The following is a 21,784-nucleotide window of genomic DNA, read 5'->3' on the forward strand; positions in this document are numbered from 1 at the left end:
GTGGTTTTACTGCTGTGTTCGCATCAAAGCGTGGATTGTAGGGTGTGGGCCCAAGTGGCCACAGTGCTCAAGGTCTCGCGGCGCTGTGCCCCTTCGCCGTCACGCAGCGATTTCACCGTGACCTGACCCTGGGTCAATTCTTCAGCCCCAAAAACCAGGGCAAAACGCGCCCCCGAGCCATCGGCCTTTTTGAACTGAGACTTCATGCTGCCCATGCCTTCGCCAGTGCCGGCGTGCATTTGGGCCGAGATGCCACAGGCACGCAAGGTTTGCAACACCTGCATGGCCACTGGCAAGGCGGCGGTTTCGGGGATGATGGCGTACACATCGGGTGCCAGATCGGGCAAAGCCTCGCCCTGCTCTTTGATCAGTTCGAGCACACGCTCAACACCCAGAGCCCAACCCACGGCGGGTGCGGGTTTGCCGCCGACCTGCTCAATCAGATAGTCATAGCGGCCACCACCACAAATGGTGCCTTGCGAGCCCAGACTGGTGGTGATGAACTCGAACACCGTGAGGTTGTAGTAATCCATGCCCCGCACCAGGCGCGGGTTGATGCTGTAGGCCACGCCGTTGGCATCCAAAATCGCTTTGACCGCGTTGAAGTGGGCCAGCGATGCTTCACCCAAAAAGTCGAGCAGGCGCGGGGCTGACTCGACCACACTTTGCATGGCCGGGTTTTTGGTGTCCAGAATGCGCAGCGGGTTGCTGTGCAGACGGCGCTTGGCTTCTTCGTCGAGCACATCGCTGTGCTTTTCCAAGTGCGCGATCAGCGCGGCTCGGTGGGCTTGGCGCTCAGCCGGTTGACCCAGGCTGTTGAGTTCCAGGCGCACGTCTTTCAGACCCAAGACCTTCCACAGGTCATTGGCCAACAAAATCAATTCGGCATCGACCTCAGCACCGCCAAAACCCAGCACCTCGGCGCCAATTTGGTGGAACTGGCGGTAGCGGCCGCGCTGCGGGCGCTCGTGGCGGAACATCGGGCCCATGTAATACAGGCGCTTGCCGCCTTCATACAGCAGGTTGTGCTCGACCACCGATCGCACCAAACCGGCCGTGCCTTCGGGGCGCAGGGTCAGTTGCTCACCGTTCAGGCGGTCTTCAAAGGAGTACATCTCCTTTTCAACGATGTCGGTCACTTCACCCAAGCCGCGCACAAACAGCGCTGTGGGCTCGACGATGGGCAGGCGCACATTGCGGTAGGCATAACGCGCCATCAAAGCGCGCACTTGACCCTCCAGCCACTCCCAACGGGCCGAGTCGGGCGGCAGGATGTCGTTCATGCCCTTGACGCCCACCAGCTTCTGGGCTTTGGCCACTTTTTCGACTTTGGGGGTCATTTCTTTCAGCGACTCGCTCATTTTTTCTCAGCAGATCCGGAACCAAAACGGTTCTCAATGTAATTTTCAACCAGCACCTGGAACTCTTGCGCAATGCCTTCACCGCGCAAAGTCAGGCGTTTTTCGCCATCGATGAACACCGGCGCAGCAGGTGCCTCGCCCGTGCCGGGCAAGCTGATGCCGATGTCAGCGTGCTTGCTCTCGCCGGGGCCGTTCACGATGCAACCCATCACCGCCACCTTGAGGTTTTCCACCCCGGGGTAACGCACGCGCCAAACGGGCATTTGGGCACGCAAAAAGCCGTCAATCTGTTTGGCTAACTCTTGAAAGGTGCTGCTGGTGGTGCGGCCGCAACCGGGGCAAGCGGTGACGCTGGGCACAAAAATGCGCAAGCCCAGCGACTGCAAAATTTCAGACGCGATCACCACCTCTTGTGTGCGCGCTTCGCCCGGCTGGGGCGTGAGGGACACGCGGATGGTGTCGCCAATGCCTTCTTGCAGCAACACCGACAAGGCGGCCGCCGAAGCCACCGTGCCCTTGGTGCCCATGCCCGCTTCGGTCAGGCCCAGGTGCAAGGCGTAGTCGGTGCGGCGGCCCAATTCGCGGTAGACCGAAATCAAATCCTGAACGCCCGAGACCTTGCATGACAAGGCGATTTGGTTCCCATTGAGGCCCATGGCCTCGGCACGCTGGGCTGACGAGATGGCCGACGAGATCAACGCCTCGTACATGACCTGACGCGCTTCCCAAGGCTGAGCGCGTTGGCTGTTGGTGTCCATCAAATCGGCCAACAGTTCCTGGTCCAAGCTGCCCCAGTTCACGCCGATGCGGATGGCTTTGTTCCAGCGCATGGCCGCTTCGATCATCTGACCAAACTGCACATCGCGCTTGTCGCCTTTGCCCACGTTGCCGGGGTTGATGCGGTACTTGGACAGCGCCTCGGCACACGCCGGGTAGTCGGTCAGCAAGCGGTGGCCGTTGTAATGGAAGTCGCCGATCAGGGGCACGTCGATGCCCATTTTGTCAAGCTGGTCGCGGATGTGTGGCACGGCTTCGGCGGCTTCCGGCGTATTGACCGTGATGCGCACCATCTCGGAGCCGGCAATCGCCAGCTCTTTGACCTGGATGGCGGTGCCAATCACGTCCACCGTGTCGGTGTTGGTCATGGACTGCACACGCACCGGGGCGCCGCCGCCAACGGTGACGACGCGCGAACCCCAAACCACTTGGGACTGACGGCTTTTGCGCTGGGCAGGTCGTGCGATGTTGATCGCTGACTGCGAAAAGGCTAAATCGGCAGAGGACATGTTCACTCCTTCACTTCAAATCGGGCCACGGTCACTTGCGTGTGAGGTTTGAGATCAAAGGGCTGTCCACGCAATGTGACAGTCACACCCTGAGCACGCCCAATCACCACGCTCACAGGCACAGGACTCTGAACTTGCTTGCTTTGCCCTGCCTTGACCACACCACTCCAGACGACCTGGGACGGGCCCTTGCGCAATTCAATCCAGCTGTCGGCAGACGCGGTAAACACCCATTCTGCCAAAGTCGATTTGTCTGGCTTGACCGCTGCGTTGTCCTTGAGCACCGAGGGTGCTGGAGCGTTGGCACCCAAGGGTGTGGGTGCAACAGCAGTCGAAGGGGGGACTGCGGAGGGGTTCTGAGCCGCTGCAGGGGAAGACGCATCGGATGCTTGGCTGAGCGCCAAAGGCAAGGCCGCAGAGTCCAAGGGAGCTTGCGGATCAGTCAAGGCCCTGTCTTTGTTGGCTTGGGCCGTATTGTCGAGATGGACGCTGTCAGGCGTTGAATCATTTTGACTCATCGAGACCACCCAATCTTGCACGTCATCGAGCCAAATCCACTGACTCGGAGCGGGCAACCACAACAGTCCCGCGATCAGTACCAACATGCCCGCTGCCCACACCCCGACCGAACGCTTTTGTCGACCGGGCGACGAACGAAGCGTTCCCAAATGCATGACAGGTGCAGGGGATTGCCCTACCGTTTTTTGGGGTGATAGACGCAATGGCGTTGAAGGCATCCGCGCCAATACAGGTGCTGCATCGATTTGCAAATGACGACAAACCGCAGCGGCCAATCCGCGAAAAAACACAATGCCCTTGGCAGGGTCAATGCTGTCGGACTCCAGCGCTTCCAATTGCTTGACGGGCACTTTCAAAGTCTGTGAAAGAACAAACAGATCCACGCCAGCTTGTTCACGGGCAGCTTGGAGCAATTGACCCGCTGAGGCTGACTCTTGGGGTGGTGAGGCCAAGGCATCCATGGTGGGGTTGGGCTCAGAGGGAAGATGGGTCGTCATGGGTTTGCTGCTCGGATCGCACGGCACGAACCGGCACCAAGGGAATGGTCCGTTGCTGCGCCATGCGTGATTGAACCTGGGTTCGATCTTTGACATCACCGGCCAATTGGCCACAGGCCGCATCGATGTCATCACCACGGGTTTTGCGCACAGTGGTCACCAAACCCGCATCTTGAAGCATCTTGGCAAATGCCTGCACACGACTGGCCGAGGAACGCAACAAACCAGAGGCTGGAAAGGGATTAAAAGGAATCAAGTTGAATTTGCAACGCAGGCCTTGACGCGCGTATTTTTGGACCAGATCGATCAATTGCTCTGCGTGCTCAACCTGATCGTTGACACCGTCCAGCATGCAATATTCAAAAGTGATGAAGTCTCGCGGCGCATAGGCCAGATACGCCACACATGCCTGCAACAACTCATGCAATGGGTATTTGCGGTTCAGGGGCACGAGGTGGTCACGCAAGGCATCATTGGGCGCATGCAAGGACACGGCCAAGGCCACTGGGCAATCGGCCGACAGGCGTTCGATCATGGGCACCACACCCGAGGTGGACACCGTCACACGGCGGCGCGACAAGCCATAGCCATGGTCATCCAGCATGGTGCGCAAGGCGGGCACCAAGGCCGAATAGTTTTGCAAAGGCTCGCCCATGCCCATCATCACCACATTGGAGATGACGCGGTCATCGGTGTTCAGGTGCTTGCGCAGAAAATGTTCAGCAAACCACAGCTGCGCCAGAATTTCGCCAGTCGTCAAATTGCGGCTGAAGCCTTGATGTCCTGTGGAGCAAAACCGGCAGCCCACGGCACAGCCGGCTTGGGAGGACACACACAGGGTGCCCCGGTCGTCTTCGGGAATGAACACCGATTCGATGGCGTTGCCATCGCCCACATCAAACAGCCATTTGATGGTGCCGTCCGAAGAAATATGTTGACTGATCACGGGCAGCGCCGAAACGTGCGCGTGAGATTGCAGCTTTTGGCGCAAGGACTTGGCCAAATCGCTCATCTGATTGAAATCAGAAGCGCCCCGCTGGTGAATCCAGCGGAACAGCTGGGTGGCTCGAAAGCGCTTTTCGCCCAATCCGTCACAAAAAACGGCCAGACCTTCCAGGTCAAATTCGAGAAGGTTGGCCGTCATACAGATGAGGTCGCGCTGGAGCCGCGACGCAATCAGCGTGCGTAAACGTTCATGCCGGGGAAGAAGAAGGCAACTTCAGCGGCAGCGGTTTCGGGAGCGTCAGAGCCGTGCACGGCGTTGGCGTCGATGCTGTCAGCAAAGTCAGCGCGGATGGTGCCTGCGTCGGCCTTCTTGGGGTCGGTTGCGCCCATCAGATCGCGGTTTTTGGCGATGGCGTTCTCACCTTGCAGGGCTTGAATCATGACGGGGCCGGAGATCATGAAATCGACCAGGTCTTTGAAGAAAGGACGTGCGCTGTGCACAGCGTAAAACTGCTCGGCTTCGCCGCGCGACAGGTGAACCATTTTGGCGGCGACCACTTTCAGGCCAGCAGCTTCAAAACGGGCATAGATCTGACCGATCACGTTTTTGGCAACTGCGTCGGGTTTGATGATGGAGAGTGTGCGTTCGATGGCCATGTGAGTTCCTGTAACTAAAATGTTTTTAATGCTGATTTTTGCCATTTGGCAAAGCCTTTGATTCTACCCTCTGCAAGGCCCCAAATACCCCAAGCCCCAAGTGAACCTAGGGAAATCTGACATCAGCGACTGCGACCACCGCCTCGACCACCTCGGCCAGGTGCACTGGCCGCTTTTTTCAAACGATTGAAGCTTTCTGCACCAATATAAGACTTGGACGGCTTGGCACTTTCGGTTGAAGGCAAACCCGAGCCCCCTGGCAACATATTGGGTTTGGCTGCGGGTTTGGCTCTGGGCACCGCCGTTCCTGCCCTGCCCTGACCACCGGTGCGTGGTCGGCGATCGTTGCGGTTGGTTCTGGAAGGCAACTCAGTGACGGGCCGAGGCCGCTCTGCCCCCCCCGCTGCCCGCATCAAAGATCGAATGTCTGCCTCGTCCAATTCAAGCCAAGCGCCACGACGCAAACCGTGGGGCAAAACCATGGCGCCGTAGCGGATGCGAATCAAGCGACTGACGGCGTGACCGACCGACTCCATCATTCGGCGAACTTCACGGTTACGTCCCTCAGAAATGGTCACCCGGTACCAGCAATTGGAGCCCTCGCCCCCGCCGTCTTCGATGGAGCCAAACTGAGCCAAACCATCGTCAAGCATCACGCCATCGAGCAATTTTTGTTTTTCGTCTTTGCTCAAGGCCCCCAAAACGCGCACCGCATACTCACGCTCCAAACCAAATCGGGGGTGCATCAACTGGTTGGCCAACTCGCCAGAACTGGTGAACAGCAACAAGCCTTCGGTATTCAAATCCAAACGACCCACTGATTGCCATTTGCCATTTTGCAATCTGGGCAATTTTCGAAACACCGAAGGTCGATTTTGTGGATCGTCGTGACTGACGATCTCACCTGCGGGCTTGTGGTAAGCCAAAACACGAGCAGGCGGCGGATCAATGCGAATGCGAAGCGGCTTGCCATCCACCTTGATTTGATCACCGTGTTGAACACGTTGCCCCACATGGGCCAACTCGTTGTTCACCGAAATGCGCCCCTCGGCGATGAGCTTTTCCATTTCAAGTCGGGAACCCATGCCCGCCTGGGCCAGCACTTTGTGCAATTTGGGCGAGTCAAACTGGGGCGCCAAGACACGCTTGCCCCCCTCGGATTCGGGCGCATCGACGGCCTCTTCAGCGTCGTATTGCCCCGAAATCACGTCTGACAAGTCAATGCCTTTGTAGGGGGTCGCAGCCATCGGTGTAGACCCGGCTTTTCGGGCAGCGTAAACGCTTTTGGCTTGGCTCTTGGAGTCGACTGTGGGCTTGTTCATGTTGTTCAATTCTCTTGATCAGAGGGTGCATCAGGCAGTGGGCCTGTCTGCAATGTAGGGGGTAAGGAGGTTGGCAAATGATCGGCAGCTTGCACATCCACCGGCTCAGGCGTCGTGGGCGCCACCGCAGGCGACAAAACAGGATCGGGCAACAAAGCCAGCGCATCGTCCAAAGACAAAGTGGCTTGTGCAGGGGCCTCATCGATCATGCCCGCCAAATCAGGCAGTTGCGCATCTGGCTGTGACAACAAAGGCAATTGGTCAAGAGAACTCAAACCCAGATCATCCAGAAACTGCCGGGTGGTGGCAAACAAACTCGGTCGGCCCACCGTTTCACGGTGCCCAATGACCTCGACCCAACCCCTGTCTTCCAGTTGCTTGATGATTTGAGACCCAATGGTGACCCCTCGAATGTCTTCCATGTCACCTCGAGTCACAGGCTGACGGTAGGCGATGATGGCCAAAGTCTCCAGAACAGCCCGGGTGTATCTGGGCGGTTTTTCGGGGTGCAATCGGTCCAGGTGGTGCCGCAACTCCGGGCGACTTTGGAAGCGCCAACCACTGGCCACCAGGGTCAATTCAAGGCCCTTGTGGGTCCATTCGAATTGCAGGTCTTGCAGCATTTGCCTCAGGGTGTCAGACCCGATGGCATCGTCAAACAAAACGCGCATGTCACGCAAGGACAAAGGCTGGCCCGCTGTCAGCAAAGCCGTTTCCAGGACACGCTTGGCTTGCGCCATGTTCATGGTGTCAATCTTTCGGAAAAAAACGCCTCACGGCGTTGTAAAGCAGATCTTGCAGGGCTGGCCGTCGATCTGAAAAACCCCCAAGTGCTAAAAACTTGAAGGAATGAAATCCGCTTGAATCACATCAAGGGTTTCAACCAAGGTCGGCATTGTAACCGAGGCCCAGAACCTGCACCGCAGTTTGCATGTCTTGGGGCAGCTTGGAGGTCAAATCGATCAACTGGCCCGTGATGGGGTGCTTGAAGGCCAAATGCCAAGCATGCAAGGCTTGACGGGTCATGCCCGCTGCAGCGGCTCCGCCGTACACCTCATCGGCCAACAAGGGGTGACCCACATGCGCCATGTGAACACGAATTTGGTGGGTGCGCCCGGTATGCAAAGTGCACTCCACCAAACAGGCCCGCTCGGATTGCGCCAGCAAATCGATGGTGGTCGAGGCCGTTTTGCCATGTTGAAATGTCAGATCGACCACCGCCATGCGCAAGCGATTGGCAGGATCACGCCCGATGGCGGCCTCTACCGTCAAAGGTGAAGAAGCCATCCAAGCTTTGTGAGCGATGGCCAGGTATTGCCTTCGCACCTCTCGCGCCGCGATCTGAGTCACCAACGCATCCATGGCCTGACGGGTCCTGGCCACCACCATCAATCCACTGGTGTCTTTGTCCAGGCGGTGAACAATGCCAGCTCGGGGCACGTCAAAGGCCCCCGGGTCCAAAGCCAACAAACCATTGAGCAAGGTGCCACGCCAATTGCCAGGCGCAGGATGAACCACCAAGCCGGCAGGTTTGTGGATGACCCTCAAATGCGCATCTTCGTACACCACCTCAATGGGCATTTCCTCGGGCACAAAAGCCTGCGATTGAGGGGTGGCGCGCAAGGTGATTTGCAGGCGATGCCCCAAACGCACCTTGGTGGACACCTTGGTGGTAACGCGCTCATCGACCAGCGCATCGCCTTGCTCGATCAATTGCTGCAAATAACTGCGGGAAAATTCGGGCACCAAGGTGGCAAATGCGCGGTCCAGGCGCTGCCCGTGCAGCCCCATGGGCACCTGAATCTGGCGAACCTCCACATCAAGGGTGTCCATGACACGTTCGCCGTCGTCCAGCAAGTTGCGGGACTCATCTGCCGTGGGGGGGGTCGATATAATCAAGGGGTTCAACAGTACAAGGGTGTCACAGATGCGAAGCTTCAGATTATCGATGGTTCCAGTCGGCTTGGCTTTGACTGCGGGACTCTTTCTGAGCGGCTGCGCCAACACCCCCAAAGACGCTACAGCAGGCTGGTCGCCAGAAAAAATTTACAGCGAGGCCCGTGATGAAGCCAATGCCGGGGCTTGGGACAAGGCCATCGGCTACTACGAAAAGCTCGAAGGGCGTGCTGCAGGCACGGTCTTGGCCCAACAAGCCCAAATTGACAAGGCCTTTGCACAGTACAAAACCGGGGACAAAATTCAAGCCATCGCCACGCTTGACCGCTTCATCCGACTGCACCCCACCAGCCCGGCCATCGACTACGCCATTTATCTCAAAGGACTGGTCAACTTCAACGACAACTTGGGCCTTTTTTCTTTCATCACGCGGCAAGATTTGTCCGAGCGTGACCAAAAGGCGGCCAAAGACTCGTTCGAGGCTTTTCGCGAGTTGAGCTCACGCTTTCCGGAATCCAAATACAGCCCCGATGCCCGTCAACGGATGACGCACATCGTCAACTCGCTGGCGGCCTACGAGGTGCATGTGGCCCGTTATTACGCCAGCCGAGGCGCACATGTGGCCGCCATCAACCGTGCCCAACAAGCCATTGCCGATTACCAAGGTGTGCCGGCCATCGAAGAAGCCCTGGCCATCCTTGTCAGCTCCTACAACGCCATGGGCATGAGCGCTTTGAGCAACGACGCCAAACGGGTGCTTGAAAAAAGCTTCCCTCAATCGGACTACCTCAAGTCCGAAGGCGCGGTCAAGAACGCGCGTGGGTGGCGTCTGTGGTGAGTTGATGCAACGCCTCGAGGAACGACTCATGGTCCTCCAGGCGGCGCATGGGCGGCAAGCCCTTGACCAACCTGCGACCGTAGGACATGCCCACCAAGCGCTTGTCGCAAACCACCAAAATCCCCCGATCGGTCTCACTGCGAATCAACCGCCCTGCCCCTTGCTTGAGCGCCACCGCCGCTTCGGGCAATGAATGGTCGGCAAATGCACTGCGGCCTTGTTGCGTGATGCGCTGACTGCGGGCCTCAAACAGAGGGTCACCAGGGGGTGGGAAGGGCAGCTTGTCGATGATGACCAACTGCAGCGCATCTCCCGGCACATCAAAACCCTCCCAAAAAGACGCAGAGGCCACCAAAACGCATCCACCCAATCCTTGGGCATCGCCAGAGCCACCGCCCTGCCTGAAGCGCTCCATCAAGCGACGCTTGGGGCTTTGACCTTGTACCAGCACCTCGATGTTCTTGGCCGCATCGCCATGGGTCTGGAGGTGCTCACCAATTTGGCGCATGGCATTCAAGGTGGTGGTCAACACCAATGTGCGCCCCCCCAAAATCTGCACGGCGGCCAAAACCAACTCCGCCACTTGCTGGGCATGCCCAGGGTCCCCCGGTCGGGGCAAATGGGTGGGCACATACAAGGCCGCTTGCTGAGCGTAATCGAAAGGACTGCCGACCTGCAGAACCTGAGCTGAGCTCAGGCCACAAGGCTCGGTGAACCAACGCAGGCTCGGCTCATCCCCCAAGGTGGCCGATGTGAAAATCCAGGCCCGCTGAGCCGCTGCGGAAGGTGCCTCGGTCTCGGCCGACGGGTCTTGGCCAGCCTCAAGAGCATCGTCGAGTGGGTCCAGCTCGCATTCAGCCGATGGGTGCACCCCAGCAGTGTCGACTGGAGGCGTCGGGGTGCGGGTCAAGGCTTCAAAAGCCTGAGAAATGTCCAGTGGAGACTCCACCAAGGTCAAACTCGAGCTGACCTCGGCCCAACGTACCCCTTCGGGATTGGGCAAATCCGCAAACAAAGCGGCCCGCTCCAACAACTCGCGGGTGCGATCTGCCAAGCGTTGAAAATCAGGGGCCAACTCGGTGACCATGTCCAAGCCTTGCTGCACATTCATCAGCGCCTGAGAAAGGGCTTGCAAGGCCAAAGACCATGCCTCAGGCTCCAAACCCTCAGGATGAGCGCCGATCCAACGCAATCGCACAGAGCCTCGGTGCTGGCCAGCGGCCAAGCGCAAATCACGGGTCGCCTTTTCCAAGCTGCTGCAAATCAGTGGCCAATCCACCAATCCACGCGCCAGTTGCAAGCCCGCGGCCAGCACGTCGCGACACAGCTCGTGCAACTGCACCGTTGACAATTGTTGGCCCAAAAAGTTGACCCCGATTTCATTGAGTTGGTGTGCCTCATCGAACACCGTGACCCTCACCGTGGGCAAAAGCTCGGCAACACCTGACTCACGCACCGCCATGTCTGCGAAAAACAAATGGTGGTTGATGACCACAACATCGGCAGCCATGGCTTCCTTGCGGGCCAAATTGACGTGGCAAGCTCGGTAACTGGGACAGCTTGAACCCAAACAATTGTCCCGGGTCGATGTGACCCATGGCCACAGACCCGAACGTTCGTCGAGCCCAGTCAACTCGGCCATGTCGCCCGTGCGGGTGGACTGGGACCACAGTTCAATTTTGGCCAAGGCCTGTTGAGCCCCTGGCTGAACCGACTCGGGACTGTGCCGGGCTTGGCCCATGCGGTGCAGACACAAATAGTTGGAACGTCCTTTGAGCAAAGCCACGCGGATGGGCAAGCCCAGGGCCTGGACCAAACGGGGAATGTCGCGCGAAAACAATTGGTCTTGCAAGGCTTTGGTGGCCGTCGAGACCAACGCCCTTTGCCCACTGAGCAAAACAGGCACCAGGTAAGCGTATGTTTTGCCCGTGCCTGTGCCGGCCTCCACCACCAACTGCCCCCCCTCTTGAACCACGCGGCTGACGGCCATGGCCATGTCGGTTTGCCCTTGTCGCGGCTGAAATCCAGGCACCGCTTGGGCCAAAACCCCCTGGTCCGACAAAGTGTCTGCCACACGTTGGTCCAACAAATTCAAGCGGGCTCCTTGGGCGAGAGTTGCCATTGCAATTGCGCCATGTGATCACGCAAGGCCAGACGTCTTTTTTTCAATCGGCGCAAACTCAAATCGTCCAATGGCTTGGCCGACAAAGCCGCTTGATCGATCAGGGCGTCCAGATCGGCGTGCTCCATTTGCAACTCAATCAACTGACGCTGGGGAGATCGCAAGTCTTGCAACACCCCCAAAAAACGAGCATCGCTCATGACGGATCCTTGGGCTCTGGCGCTTTGTTTTGCAAACGCAAATTACGCTGCTCGGTGCGCCACAAACGCTCTTGGGCATTCAAGGACAACTCCTGCTCCTTCAGTGGATGCAAGGCTTGCCGGCGCTGACGACGGGCATCGTTGAGACAAGGGTTGACCGCAAATTTTTGCCAACAAAGTTTCTTTTGCGATTCATAAACCATCAAGACGGCCTCTCGCTCCCCTTGCAAATGCGCTCTTTGGCGAGCCATGACCTCAGGCAAGTCATCAACGGGCACCGGCTGCGCCTGCTGCATTGTGGGCAAAGGGGTGTCAAGCCCGGTGTCATTGAAGGAACGTGCACTTTGGGCCCATGCATGGCCTGTGTGCACCAACAACGCCATCACCATGAACCAGCCAAGTCTGCGCATCATGTCAGTTGGGTGTCCACTGTGCGGTGCTCAAGTGCCAGGAACTCGCTGGACTGCATTTCATGCAAACGAGACACCGTGCGCGGAAACTCATGTGACATGGGTCCACTGGTGTAGAGGCCCTCGGGTGGCACGGCCGCCGACATGATCAACTTGACCCTGCGGTCATACAACACGTCGATCAGCCAGGTAAAGCGCCGCGCTTCAGAGGCCATGCTGACGGGCATGTGCGGCACATTGCTCAACAAAACGGTGTGGTACTGCGTGGCAATTTCAAGGTAATCATTTTGCGAGCGTGGGCCCCCACAAATCGCACGGAAATCAAACCAAACCACATCGCCTGATCGTCGTTTGGCCGTGATGTCACGCGCTTCGATGCGCAGCACCGGTTCTTCATCAGGTCCAGTGGCCAGCCGTGTGAAGGCATCGTTCATCTCGGCATCGGCCTGATCACCCAAAGGCGTGTGGTAAAGCTTGACCATCTCCAGGGTGCGGCGTCGGTAGTCGGTGCCGTTGTCCACATTGAGCACCTGCATGCGCTGGTTCAGCAAAGCGATGGCGGGCAAGATGCGGTCGCGGTGAAGGCCGTCGGGGTACAGGCCATCCGGCTCGAAGTTGGAGGTGGTGACAAAGCCCACGCCATTGTCAAACAGTGCCACCAGTAAGCGGTGCAAGATCATGGCGTCGGTGATGTCGGCCACATGGAACTCGTCAAAACAAATCAAGCGATAGCGCTTGGCCATGCGCTTGCCCAATTCGTCCAAGGGGTTGACGGTACCCTGAATGGCTGCCAGTTCACGGTGCACTTCGCGCATGAACTCGTGGAAGTGCAGGCGGGTTTTGCGCTGAATGGGCACAGCGGCAAAAAAACAGTCCATCAAGAAGCTTTTGCCGCGCCCCACGCCGCCAAACATGTAAACCCCTTTGGGGATTTCAGGTCGGCTGCGAAACTTGCCCAGCAGACCTGAGCGTTTGGATTTGTAGGCCGCCCATTCTTGGGCACAGCGCTCCAGCGCTTCGATGGCCCGCAACTGAGCAGGGTCGCTTTGATAACCGCGTTTTAGGAGTTCTTCTTCGTAAACTGCACGAACGGACATGGATGGCTTGCTCTTCAAATCAAATGAGAAAACCCGGGACCAGGCCCGGGTTTTCAGGGATGCAGAACTTTAACCCAACTCACCCGGCGCTGCAGTGTCGGGAGCGTCAAGGTCTTAGAAGTTCAAGCTGCGCTTGTCCACCGCCAAAGCGGCCTCTTTGGTGGACTCGCTCAAAGAAGGGTGCGCGTGGCAAATGCGGGCAATGTCTTCGGCGCTGGCGCGGAATTCCATGGCCACCACGGCTTCGGCGATCAACTCGGAGGCTTGTGGGCCCACGATGTGCACGCCCAAAATCTCGTCAGTGGTCGCATCGGCCAACATCTTCACCATGCCGGTCGTGTCGCCCAAGGCACGTGCACGGCCATTGGCCAGGAACGGGAACGAACCGGCCTTGTAAGCCACGCCATCGGCCTTGAGCTGCTGCTCGGTGCGACCGACCCAAGCGATCTCGGGGCTGGTGTAAATGACCCAAGGGATGGTGTTGAAGTTGACGTGCCCGTGTTGGCCCGCGATGCGTTCGGCCACGGCCACGCCCTCTTCCTCGGCTTTGTGCGCCAGCATCGGGCCACGCACCACGTCACCCACCGCCCACACGCCAGGCAAGTTGGTTTTGCAGTCGGCGTCCACCACCACCGCGCCGCGCTCATCCAGCTGCAGGCCCACGGCTTCGGTGTTCAAGCCGATGGTGTTGGGCACACGGCCGATCGAAATGATCAGCTTGTCGGCATCCAAAACCACCGCTTCGCCCTTGGCGTTGGTGTAGTTGACCGTGACGCCCTTCTTGCCGTTGACGATCTCGCCGACTTTCACGCCCAGCTCTATCTTCAAGCCTTGCTTGTCAAAAGCCTTTTTGGCTTCTTTGGCGATTTGCTCGTCCACTGCGCCCAGGAATGTGGGCAGGCCTTCGAGGATGGTGACTTCTGCACCCAGGCGACGCCAGACCGAGCCCATTTCCAAGCCGATCACGCCGGAACCAATCAAGGCCAGCTTCTTGGGCACAGCACCCACGCGCAAAGCGCCGTCGTTGGACAACACATTGACTTCGTCAAACGGCGTGCCAGGCAGCGCACGGGCGTTGGAGCCGGTGGCGATGATGACTTGCTTGGCCGTGATGTCCTCTTCGGCCTTGCCCGCCACATGCAGCGTGTAGCCGCCCTCGGCCTTGCCCACAAAACTGCCGCGACCGTGGAAGAAGGTGACCTTGTTTTTCTTGAGCAAATACAAGATACCGTCGTTGTTTTGCTTCACCACGGTGTCTTTGCGGGCAATCATCTTGGCCACGTCCATCTTCACGTCCGTGGCAGTGATGCCGTGCTCGGCGAAGTGGTGGTTGGCATGGTCAAAGTGCTCGCTGGACTGCAGCAGCGCCTTGGAGGGGATGCAACCCACGTTGGTGCAGGTACCGCCGGGCGCAGGGCCACCGGCAGCGTTTTTCCATTCGTCGATACAGGCGACTTGGAAACCGAGTTGTGCAGCACGGATGGCTGCGATGTAGCCACCGGGGCCACCGCCGATGACAACGACGTCGAATTGTTTGCTCATGAGATAGGTCTTCTGGATGAAAAACGCCCCCTGGGCAGGGGGCATTCAAAACAAGGGGATTTAGATGTCGAACAAGAGGCGAGCTGGATCTTCCAGAGCTTCCTTCATGGCGACCAAGCCCAAGACAGCTTCGCGGCCGTCAATGATGCGGTGGTCGTAAGACATGGCGAAGTAGTTCATGGGGCGAACCACGACCTGGCCGTTTTCCACCATGGCGCGGTCTTTGGTCGCGTGCACGCCCAAAATGGCCGACTGGGGTGGGTTGATGATGGGGGTGGACATCATCGAGCCAAAAGTACCGCCGTTGGAGATGGAGAAAGTGCCGCCGGTCATCTCTTCGATGCCCAACTTGCCGTCCTTGGCCTTCTGGCCGAATTCGGCGATCTTCTTTTCGATCTCGGCAAAGCTCATCTGGTCGGCGTTGCGCAAAATCGGCACCACCAAACCGCGAGGTGAGCCCACCGCGATACCGATGTCAAAGTAGCCGTGGTACACGATGTCGTTGCCGTCGACCGAGGCGTTGAGCACGGGGAATTTCTTCAGGGCGTGCACAGCGGCCTTGACGAAGAAGCTCATGAAGCCCAGCTTGCAACCGTGTTCCTTCTCGAAACGGTCTTGCATGCGCTTGCGCATGTCCATGACCGGGGCCATGTTGATTTCGTTGAAGGTGGTCAGGATGGCGTTGGTCGACTGCGACTGCAGCAAACGCTCGGCCACACGGGCACGCAGACGTGTCATGGGCACGCGCTGCTCTGGGCGATCGCCCAGGTTGACCGCAGGGGCCGACACCTGAGGCAGCGTCTTGGTGGGCACACCTGTGGGAATCACGGCCGCGGTCGACTTGACGCCGCCGGCCACAGCGGCCAGCACGTCACCCTTGGTCACGCGGCCGTCTTTGCCAGAACCGGCCACCGAGCCAGCGGCCAAGCTGTTGTCAGCCATGAGTTTGGCAGCGGCGGGCATGGCCACACCGGCCATGCTGCCACCCGTGGAGGCTGCGGCGGCCACAGGGGCTGCTGCGCTCACAGCGGGGGCGGCAGCTGCAGCGGGTGCAGCGGCTGCACCGACCTTGCCGTCAGTGTCGATGCGGGCAATCAATTGCTCTGCGGCCACGGTGCCGCCATCGGCCACGAGGATTTCAGAGATCACACCAGCAGCGGGCGCGGGCACTTCGAGCACGACTTTGTCGGTCTCGATTTCGATCAGGATTTCGTCGGCAGCAACCGCTTCACCGACTTTCTTTTTCCACTGCAGCATGGTGGCTTCAGCCACTGACTCGGACAGTTGGGGGACTTTGACTTCTACGATGGCCATGATGTTTCCGTTATGCGTTGGTCGTTTATCGAGGGGTCTGGCGCTGAACCCTCAGCGCCAGACGCTGGTTCACTTGGTCAGCACGAAGCCCTTGAGCTTCGAGAAGGCCGCTTCGATCAGTGCTTTTTGCTGGTCTTGGTGCAGGTGTGAGTAACCCACCGCAGGTGACGCGGACGCTGCGCGACCGGCATAACCGAGCTTTTGACCTTCGAGCATGTTCTCGTGGATGTTGTGCTGAATGAAGAACCAGGCGCCCTGGTTCTGCGGCTCGTCCTGGCACCACACGATGTCGGTGGCGTTGGGGTACTTCTTGATCTCGGCCGCGAAAGCCTTGTGCGGGAAGGGATAGAGCTGTTCCACGCGGATGATCGCGGTGTCGTCAGCACCCTTGGCTTCGCGTTGCTTGACCAGGTCGTAGTACACCTTGCCCGAGCAGGCAATGACGCGCTTGACCTTGTCGGCCTTGAGCGCCTTGTTCTCGGGAATCACGGTCTGGAAGCTGCCCTTGGTGAACTCGGACACCGGGCTGGTGGCATCCTTGTTGCGCAGGAGCGACTTGGGCGTGAAGATGACCAGCGGCTTGCGCAGGTCACGCACCATCTGGCGACGCAGCACATGGAAGATCTGGCTGGCCGTGGTGGGCTGCACGAGCTGCATGTTGGTGTCGGCCGCCAACTGCATGAAGCGCTCGACGCGGGCCGAGCTGTGCTCAGGGCCCTGGCCTTCGTAGCCGTGCGGCAGCATCAAGGTCAGGCCGTTCACACGGCCCCACTTGACTTCGCCAGACGCAATGAATTGGTCGATCACCACTTGAGCGCCGTTGGCAAAATCGCCGAACTGCGCTTCCCAAATCACCAGGGTGTTGGGGTCGTTGGAGGCGTAACCGTATTCAAAACCCAGCACCGCTTCTTCGGACAGGATCGAGTCGATCACGGTGAAGGGGGCCTGCTTGTCAGAGACGTTTTGCAGGGCGACGTAGGTGCCGGTGTCCCACTTTTCGCGCTTTTGGTCGTGAATGACGGCGTGGCGGTGGGTGAAGGTGCCACGGCCGCAATCTTCGCCCGACAAACGCACAGGGTAGCCGCTGGCCACCAGCGAGGCGAAGGCCATGTGTTCGCCCATGCCCCAGTCCACTGGAATGTCGCCACGGCCCATGGCGGCGCGGTCGTCGTACACCTTTTTGACCAACTGGTGCGGTGTGACCGACTCAGGGATGGTGGTGATTTTCTCGGCCAGACGTTTCCAGTCGGCCAAGGGGATGGAGGTGTCGCCTGCGTCGGTCCACTTCTTGCCCATGAAGGGCGCCCAGTCCACGGTGAACTTGGTTTTGAAGTTGGTCAACACCGGCTCGGTGGTGTTCTTGCCTGCGTCCAAAGCCGCGCGGTAGGCCTTGGCCATGTCGTCGCCAATGGTTTCGCCCAAGCCTTGTGTGGCCAGTTTGTCGGCAAACAGTTTGCGCGTACCAGGGTGTGCGCCGATTTTTTTGTACATCAGCGGCTGGGTCAGCGCAGGGGTGTCCTGCTCGTTGTGACCCAGTTTGCGGAAACACACCACGTCCAGCACCACGTCTTTTTGGAACGTCATGCGGTATTCCAAAGCCAGCTGAGTGGCCAGGACCACGGTCTCGGGATCGTCACCGTTGACGTGCAAGACCGGTGCTTCGACCATCTTGACGATGTCGGTACAGAACACGCTCGAGCGCATGTCGCGCGGGTCAGAGGTGGTGAAACCGATCTGGTTGTTGATGATGATGTGCACCGTGCCGCCTGTGGAGTAGCCACGGGTTTGGGCCAAGGCAAAGGTTTCCTGGTTCACGCCCTGGCCACCGAAAGCGGCGTCGCCGTGCACCAGCACGGGCAACACTTGCTTGCCCAAGGGGTCATCGCGGCGGTCCATGCGGGCACGCACCGAGCCTTCGACCACAGGGTTCACAATTTCCAGGTGAGAGGGGTTGAAGGCCAGCGACAAGTGGACAGGACCACCGACGGTGTTCACGTCCGAGCTGAAACCTTGGTGGTATTTCACGTCACCGGCAGGCAGTTCTTCCGGGGCGGTGTGGTCGAACTCGGCAAACAAGTCGGCCGGCAGCTTGCCCATGGTGTTGACCAAAACGTTCAAGCGGCCACGATGGGCCATGCCGATCACGACTTCCTGAACGCCTTGGGCACCTGCCGACTGGATCAACTCGTCCATGGCGGCGATGAAGCTCTCGCCCCCTTCGAGCGAGAATCGCTTTTGGCCGACGTATTTGGTGTGCAAATAACGCTCCAGACCTTCGGCAGCCGTCAGGCGGTCGAGGATCTGCTTTTTCTTGTCCGATGTGAAGTTGGGCTTGCTGCGGATGCTTTCGAGCTTTTGCTGCCACCAGCGCTTTTCAGCTTGGTCGGTGGTGTACATGTACTCGGCGCCCAAGGTGCCGCAATAGGTCTCGCGCAGCGCATTGAGCAACTCGCGCAAGGACATGTTGTTCTTGCCAAAAAAGGTGTTGCTCGTGTCGAACACGGTTTCCTGGTCGGCATCGGTGAAGCCAAAGAAAGCGGGGTCGAGGTCAGGAATATTGGGGCGCTCGGTGCGCTTGAGCGGGTCCAGGTCGGCCCAGCGTTGGCCCACGTTGCGGTAAGCGGCGATCAGCTGCTGAACGGCAGTGCGCTTGCGGCCCATTTCAACGTCGGCGCTGGCCATGACAACTTTGGTGCCGCCGGCTTTGGCGCGTTCGGCAAAAGCATTGATGACGGGCTGGTGGGGCACGTCTTTGGCGTTGGAGCCATCGACTGCGGGAACGTGCTGCAAGGCGTCAAAGTAGTCGCGCCAGGAATCGGGCACGCTGCCAGGATTGGCCAAATAGTTTTCATACATCTCTTCGACGTAGGGGGTGTTGCCCCCGAAGAGATGGGTATTGCCTGAATAGGCGGAGTAGACGGAATTTGTCTCGCTCATGATTCGCTGACCTCCGTTTCCCTCTGGGAAACATTAGTTGGTTGATATATACCTTCCGCGACACGGCTGGACCGGTTGGCGGATGCGACTGTGGCAGGGGAAGGGCCTAAGTACAGCGCGCATTGTGCCATGGCTTGTCCGATGTCTAACTTACAGGCGTTTGGAGAGAACCTTTGCAGAATAAAAAAAGGCCCCGAAAAACGGGGCCCAGGGCATCAGCCTTTGATCTGATCGACGATCTGCTGCAAAGCGGCAGGATCGTCCATGGTGGTCAGGTCGCCAGGATCGCGCCCTTCGGCCACAGCCTGAATAGCGCGGCGCAGCAGTTTGCCGCTGCGGGTCTTGGGCAATGCGGTCACAAAGAACACACGCGACGGACGGGCCACCGCACCGAGCTGGCTGTCCACCACCTTCATGACTTCGCCTTCAAGCTTCAAGCGTGCTGCCGCATCCGTCAGGCCCGAGGTGTCCTTGGCAATGGCAAACGCCATGGCCACCTGCCCTTTGAGCTGGTCGGCCACACCGACCACGGCCACTTCAGCCACGTTGGGGTGGCTGGAGATGCTTTCCTCGATCTCGCGGGTGCCCAGGCGGTGACCAGCGACGTTGATCACGTCGTCGGTGCGGCCCAGAATGAAGTAGTAGCCGTCTTCGTCACGCACCGCCCAGTCAAAGGTGCTATAGACCAATTTGTTGGGAACGGTTTTCCAGTAAGTCTTGACGAAACGCTCGTCATCGCCCCAGATGGTTTGCAGGTTGCCGGGAGGCAGTGGGCCTTCGATGGTCAGCACGCCCTTCTGATTGGCGCCGGTCAACTCTTCGCCCGTCTGGTCGTCGACCAGCTTGACGTTGTAGCCATAAATCGCCTTGCCGGGCGAGCCGAACTTGCTGGGCGCTTTCTCCACGCCGTTGCAAATGCTCAAAATCGGCCAGCCAGTTTCGGTCTGCCAGTAGTTGTCGATGATGGCCTTGCCGTTCAGTCCTTCAGAAATCCACTTGGCGGTGGGCTCGTCCAGCGGCTCACCAGCCAGGAACAAGGCCTGCAGGCTCGACAGGTCGTACTTGGTGAGCAGCGCAGGGTCTTGCTTTTTGAGCACCCGGATGGCCGTAGGGGCGCTGAACATGACCTGGACCTTGTACTTCTCGACCAAACTCCACCAGATGCCGCCGTCGGGGCGAATCGGCAGGCCTTCGTAGAGGATGGTGGCCATGCCGCCAATCAGCGGGCCGTAGATGATGTAGCTGTGGCCCACCACCCAGCCGATGTCGCTGGTGCAGAAAAAGGTGCCGCCGGGCTTGCCTTCAAAAACATTGGGGATGCTGGCGGCCAAGGCCACGGTGTAGCCCCCGGTGTCGCGCTGCACGCCCTTGGGCTTGCCGGTGGTGCCCGAGGTGTAGAGCGTGTAGCTGGGGTGCGTGGATTCGACCCACACACAAGGCACGACCGCATCCATGTGCTTGGCACGCTCGGTGGCGTAGTCCACATCGCGGCCGGCCACGGGCGTGAAAGCAACCAGTTGGCGGTCCACCATGATCACGTTGGCTGGTTTGTGGGCCGAGAGCTTGATGGCTTCGTCAAGCAGCGGCTTGTAGGAAACGGCTTTACCACCGCGCGAACCGGCATCGGCGCTGATGATGACCTTTGGCGAAGCGTCCTCGATGCGGGTGGCCAGCGAGTGCGAGGCAAAACCACCAAACACCACCGAGTGGATGGCCCCCAAGCGCACACAGGCCAGCATGGCAAAAGCCGCCTCGGCGATCATGGGCATGTAAATCAGCACGCGGTCGCCCTTGACCACGCCCAGGTCTTGCAAGATGGCAGCCATGCGCTGCACTTCGGCATGCAGTTCACGGTAGGTGTAGGTTTTTTCCTGATCGGTCTCGGTCGAAACGAAGATCAATGCAGGCTGGTCGGCGCGATCGGCTAAATGGCGGTCCACGGCGTTGTGGCACAGGTTGGTTTCGCCCCCCACGAACCACTTGGCAAAGGGCGGATTGCTGTAATCGCAGATTTGCTGCGGCTGAACTTTCCAGTCCACCAGTTTGGCCTGCTCGGCCCAAAAAGCGTCACGGTCGTTGATCGACCGGGCGTGAAATTCTGCGAAATTGCCCATGGATGTCTCCTGAAAACCCACCAAGTTGAAACCGAGGAAGGGGCGCTGCTCACGTACCGCCCTGCACTTCTGAATTCATAATTATGGCCAAGGGACTTGCAAGAAGCTGACTTTAACGGCCAGCCAATGAAGTTAAAAAGGACGCCTGCCCTGTCGATGCGACACCCTGATTGCAATCAAGCCTCGCAGACCACGGCCCATCGCCCCGGGGGCGGGGCTCCTACAAATAGTGAATGCCGGGGCCGCTGGCCAATGACTGAACTTGTTGAAACGACGCCCTCGTCGCGATCAAGCCTCGCAGACCACGGCCCATCCCCCCGGGGGCGAGGCTCCTGCAAAAAGTCGATGCCGGGGTCGCTGGCCAATGACTGAACTTGTTGAAACGACGCCCTCGTCGCGATCAAGCCTCGCAGACCACGGCCCATCGCCCCGGGGGCGGGGCTCCTGCAAATAGTGGATGCCGGGGCCGTTGACCAATGACTGAACCTGTAGGAGCGACGCCCTCGTCGCGATCAAGCCTCGCAGACCACGGCCCATCGCCCCTGGGGCGGGGCTCCTGCAAAAAGTGGATGCCAGGGCCGTTGACCAATGACTGAACCTGTAGGAGCGACGCCCTCGTCGCGATCAAACCTCGCAGACCACGGCCCATCGCCCCGGGGGCGGGGCTCCTACAAATAGTGAATGCCGGGGCCGCTGGCCAATGACTGAACTTGTTGAACGACGCCCT

17 protein-coding genes are annotated in these 21,784 nt (G+C 59.1%); 1 reads left to right on the forward strand and 16 read right to left on the reverse strand.

Features of this window, described 5'->3' with window-relative positions; translation table 11 throughout:
- Positions 1–23: 23 nt before the first annotated feature.
- The 8 genes from hisS to AMM41_RS15150 form a co-directional block, all read right to left on the reverse strand.
- Positions 24–1,361, reverse strand: coding sequence for a histidine--tRNA ligase (hisS, locus tag AMM41_RS15115; protein WP_228769301.1), 1,338 nt, complete (start codon positions 1,359–1,361; stop codon positions 24–26).
- Entirely contained in the window at positions 1,358–2,647 is a 1,290-nt protein-coding gene (gene ispG, locus AMM41_RS15120; protein WP_089960657.1) for a flavodoxin-dependent (E)-4-hydroxy-3-methylbut-2-enyl-diphosphate synthase, read from the reverse strand. Before ispG ends, hisS begins: the two co-directional genes overlap by 4 nt.
- A gap of 2 nt (positions 2,648–2,649) precedes the next feature.
- Positions 2,650–3,663, reverse strand: coding sequence for a helix-turn-helix domain-containing protein (locus tag AMM41_RS15125; RefSeq protein WP_194944817.1), 1,014 nt, complete (start codon positions 3,661–3,663; stop codon positions 2,650–2,652).
- Entirely contained in the window at positions 3,641–4,807 is a 1,167-nt protein-coding gene (rlmN, locus tag AMM41_RS15130) for a dual-specificity RNA methyltransferase RlmN (protein ID WP_089960664.1), read from the reverse strand. Before rlmN ends, AMM41_RS15125 begins: the two co-directional genes overlap by 23 nt.
- Before the next feature lie 32 nt (positions 4,808–4,839).
- Positions 4,840–5,265 carry a nucleoside-diphosphate kinase gene (ndk, locus tag AMM41_RS15135; protein ID WP_089960667.1) on the reverse strand — a complete coding sequence of 142 codons (426 nt, stop codon included), beginning with the start codon at positions 5,263–5,265 and terminating at the stop codon, positions 4,840–4,842.
- Positions 5,266–5,387: 122 nt separating this feature from the next.
- Positions 5,388–6,587 carry a pseudouridine synthase gene (locus tag AMM41_RS15140; protein WP_089960671.1) on the reverse strand — a complete coding sequence of 400 codons (1,200 nt, stop codon included), beginning with the start codon at positions 6,585–6,587 and terminating at the stop codon, positions 5,388–5,390.
- 5 nt (positions 6,588–6,592) lie between these two features.
- Positions 6,593–7,333 carry an SMC-Scp complex subunit ScpB gene (gene scpB / locus AMM41_RS15145; RefSeq protein ID WP_089960675.1) on the reverse strand — a complete coding sequence of 247 codons (741 nt, stop codon included), beginning with the start codon at positions 7,331–7,333 and terminating at the stop codon, positions 6,593–6,595.
- Positions 7,334–7,466: 133 nt separating this feature from the next.
- Positions 7,467–8,420 carry an RluA family pseudouridine synthase gene (locus AMM41_RS15150; protein WP_089960767.1) on the reverse strand — a complete coding sequence of 318 codons (954 nt, stop codon included), beginning with the start codon at positions 8,418–8,420 and terminating at the stop codon, positions 7,467–7,469.
- A gap of 94 nt (positions 8,421–8,514) precedes the next feature.
- Here AMM41_RS15150 and AMM41_RS15155 point away from each other — a divergent pair, with 94 nt between their 5' ends.
- Positions 8,515–9,321 carry an outer membrane protein assembly factor BamD gene (locus AMM41_RS15155; protein ID WP_089960678.1) on the forward strand — a complete coding sequence of 269 codons (807 nt, stop codon included), beginning with the start codon at positions 8,515–8,517 and terminating at the stop codon, positions 9,319–9,321.
- On the opposite strand, the gene AMM41_RS15160 is transcribed toward AMM41_RS15155, so the two are convergent.
- The 8 genes from AMM41_RS15160 to AMM41_RS15195 all read right to left on the reverse strand — a co-directional run bounded on the left by AMM41_RS15160 (position 9,290) and on the right by AMM41_RS15195 (position 21,057).
- The gene (locus AMM41_RS15160) at positions 9,290–11,317 is read right to left on the reverse strand and encodes an ATP-dependent DNA helicase (RefSeq protein WP_228769306.1); all 2,028 of its coding nucleotides are present in this window, start codon (positions 11,315–11,317) and stop codon (positions 9,290–9,292) included. The two genes, AMM41_RS15155 and AMM41_RS15160, sit on opposite strands and share 32 nt — an antisense overlap.
- 95 nt (positions 11,318–11,412) lie before the next feature.
- Positions 11,413–11,643 (reverse strand): YdcH family protein, encoded by a 231-nt coding sequence (locus AMM41_RS15165; protein WP_228769302.1) that lies wholly within the window; start codon positions 11,641–11,643, stop codon positions 11,413–11,415.
- Entirely contained in the window at positions 11,640–12,056 is a 417-nt protein-coding gene (locus AMM41_RS15170; protein WP_089960685.1) for a hypothetical protein, read from the reverse strand. Before AMM41_RS15170 ends, AMM41_RS15165 begins: the two co-directional genes overlap by 4 nt.
- Positions 12,053–13,150 (reverse strand): cell division protein ZapE, encoded by a 1,098-nt coding sequence (gene zapE, locus AMM41_RS15175; RefSeq protein WP_089960688.1) that lies wholly within the window; start codon positions 13,148–13,150, stop codon positions 12,053–12,055. Before zapE ends, AMM41_RS15170 begins: the two co-directional genes overlap by 4 nt.
- 114 nt (positions 13,151–13,264) lie before the next feature.
- A complete protein-coding gene (gene lpdA, locus AMM41_RS15180; RefSeq protein WP_089960773.1) occupies positions 13,265–14,692 on the reverse strand; it encodes a dihydrolipoyl dehydrogenase in 1,428 nt (475 codons plus the stop codon).
- A gap of 60 nt (positions 14,693–14,752) precedes the next feature.
- The gene (odhB, locus tag AMM41_RS15185; protein WP_089960693.1) at positions 14,753–16,006 is read right to left on the reverse strand and encodes a 2-oxoglutarate dehydrogenase complex dihydrolipoyllysine-residue succinyltransferase; all 1,254 of its coding nucleotides are present in this window, start codon (positions 16,004–16,006) and stop codon (positions 14,753–14,755) included.
- Between the two features lie 69 nt (positions 16,007–16,075).
- Positions 16,076–18,943 carry a 2-oxoglutarate dehydrogenase E1 component gene (locus AMM41_RS15190; protein ID WP_089960697.1) on the reverse strand — a complete coding sequence of 956 codons (2,868 nt, stop codon included), beginning with the start codon at positions 18,941–18,943 and terminating at the stop codon, positions 16,076–16,078.
- A gap of 215 nt (positions 18,944–19,158) precedes the next feature.
- Positions 19,159–21,057 (reverse strand): propionate--CoA ligase, encoded by a 1,899-nt coding sequence (locus AMM41_RS15195; RefSeq protein WP_089960700.1) that lies wholly within the window; start codon positions 21,055–21,057, stop codon positions 19,159–19,161.
- Between the last annotated feature and the right edge of the window lie 727 nt (positions 21,058–21,784).

The sequence above is a fragment of the Limnohabitans sp. 2KL-3 genome, assembly GCF_001269405.1.
Taxonomy (GTDB): domain Bacteria; phylum Pseudomonadota; class Gammaproteobacteria; order Burkholderiales; family Burkholderiaceae_C; genus Limnohabitans_A.

Bases quoted from the DNA above. Each gene is read 5' to 3' on its own strand.
- rlmN (WP_089960664.1), bottom strand. From the start codon at position 4,807: ATGACGGCCAACCTTCTCGAATTTGACCTGGAAGGTCTGGCCGTTTTT.
- ispG (WP_089960657.1), bottom strand. From the start codon at position 2,647: ATGTCCTCTGCCGATTTAGCCTTTTCGCAGTCAGCGATCAACATCGCA.
- AMM41_RS15140 (WP_089960671.1), bottom strand. From the start codon at position 6,587: ATGAACAAGCCCACAGTCGACTCCAAGAGCCAAGCCAAAAGCGTTTAC.
- scpB (WP_089960675.1), bottom strand. From the start codon at position 7,333: ATGAACATGGCGCAAGCCAAGCGTGTCCTGGAAACGGCTTTGCTGACA.
- zapE (WP_089960688.1), bottom strand. From the start codon at position 13,150: ATGTCCGTTCGTGCAGTTTACGAAGAAGAACTCCTAAAACGCGGTTAT.
- AMM41_RS15165 (WP_228769302.1), bottom strand. From the start codon at position 11,643: ATGAGCGATGCTCGTTTTTTGGGGGTGTTGCAAGACTTGCGATCTCCC.
- odhB (WP_089960693.1), bottom strand. From the start codon at position 16,006: ATGGCCATCGTAGAAGTCAAAGTCCCCCAACTGTCCGAGTCAGTGGCT.
- AMM41_RS15160 (WP_228769306.1), bottom strand. From the start codon at position 11,317: ATGGCCATGGCCGTCAGCCGCGTGGTTCAAGAGGGGGGGCAGTTGGTG.
- AMM41_RS15195 (WP_089960700.1), bottom strand. From the start codon at position 21,057: ATGGGCAATTTCGCAGAATTTCACGCCCGGTCGATCAACGACCGTGAC.
- AMM41_RS15150 (WP_089960767.1), bottom strand. From the start codon at position 8,420: ATGGACACCCTTGATGTGGAGGTTCGCCAGATTCAGGTGCCCATGGGG.
- AMM41_RS15190 (WP_089960697.1), bottom strand. From the start codon at position 18,943: ATGAGCGAGACAAATTCCGTCTACTCCGCCTATTCAGGCAATACCCAT.
- AMM41_RS15125 (WP_194944817.1), bottom strand. From the start codon at position 3,663: ATGACGACCCATCTTCCCTCTGAGCCCAACCCCACCATGGATGCCTTG.
- AMM41_RS15170 (WP_089960685.1), bottom strand. From the start codon at position 12,056: ATGATGCGCAGACTTGGCTGGTTCATGGTGATGGCGTTGTTGGTGCAC.
- hisS (WP_228769301.1), bottom strand. From the start codon at position 1,361: ATGAGCGAGTCGCTGAAAGAAATGACCCCCAAAGTCGAAAAAGTGGCC.
- lpdA (WP_089960773.1), bottom strand. From the start codon at position 14,692: ATGAGCAAACAATTCGACGTCGTTGTCATCGGCGGTGGCCCCGGTGGC.
- ndk (WP_089960667.1), bottom strand. From the start codon at position 5,265: ATGGCCATCGAACGCACACTCTCCATCATCAAACCCGACGCAGTTGCC.
- AMM41_RS15155 (WP_089960678.1), top strand. From the start codon at position 8,515: ATGCGAAGCTTCAGATTATCGATGGTTCCAGTCGGCTTGGCTTTGACT.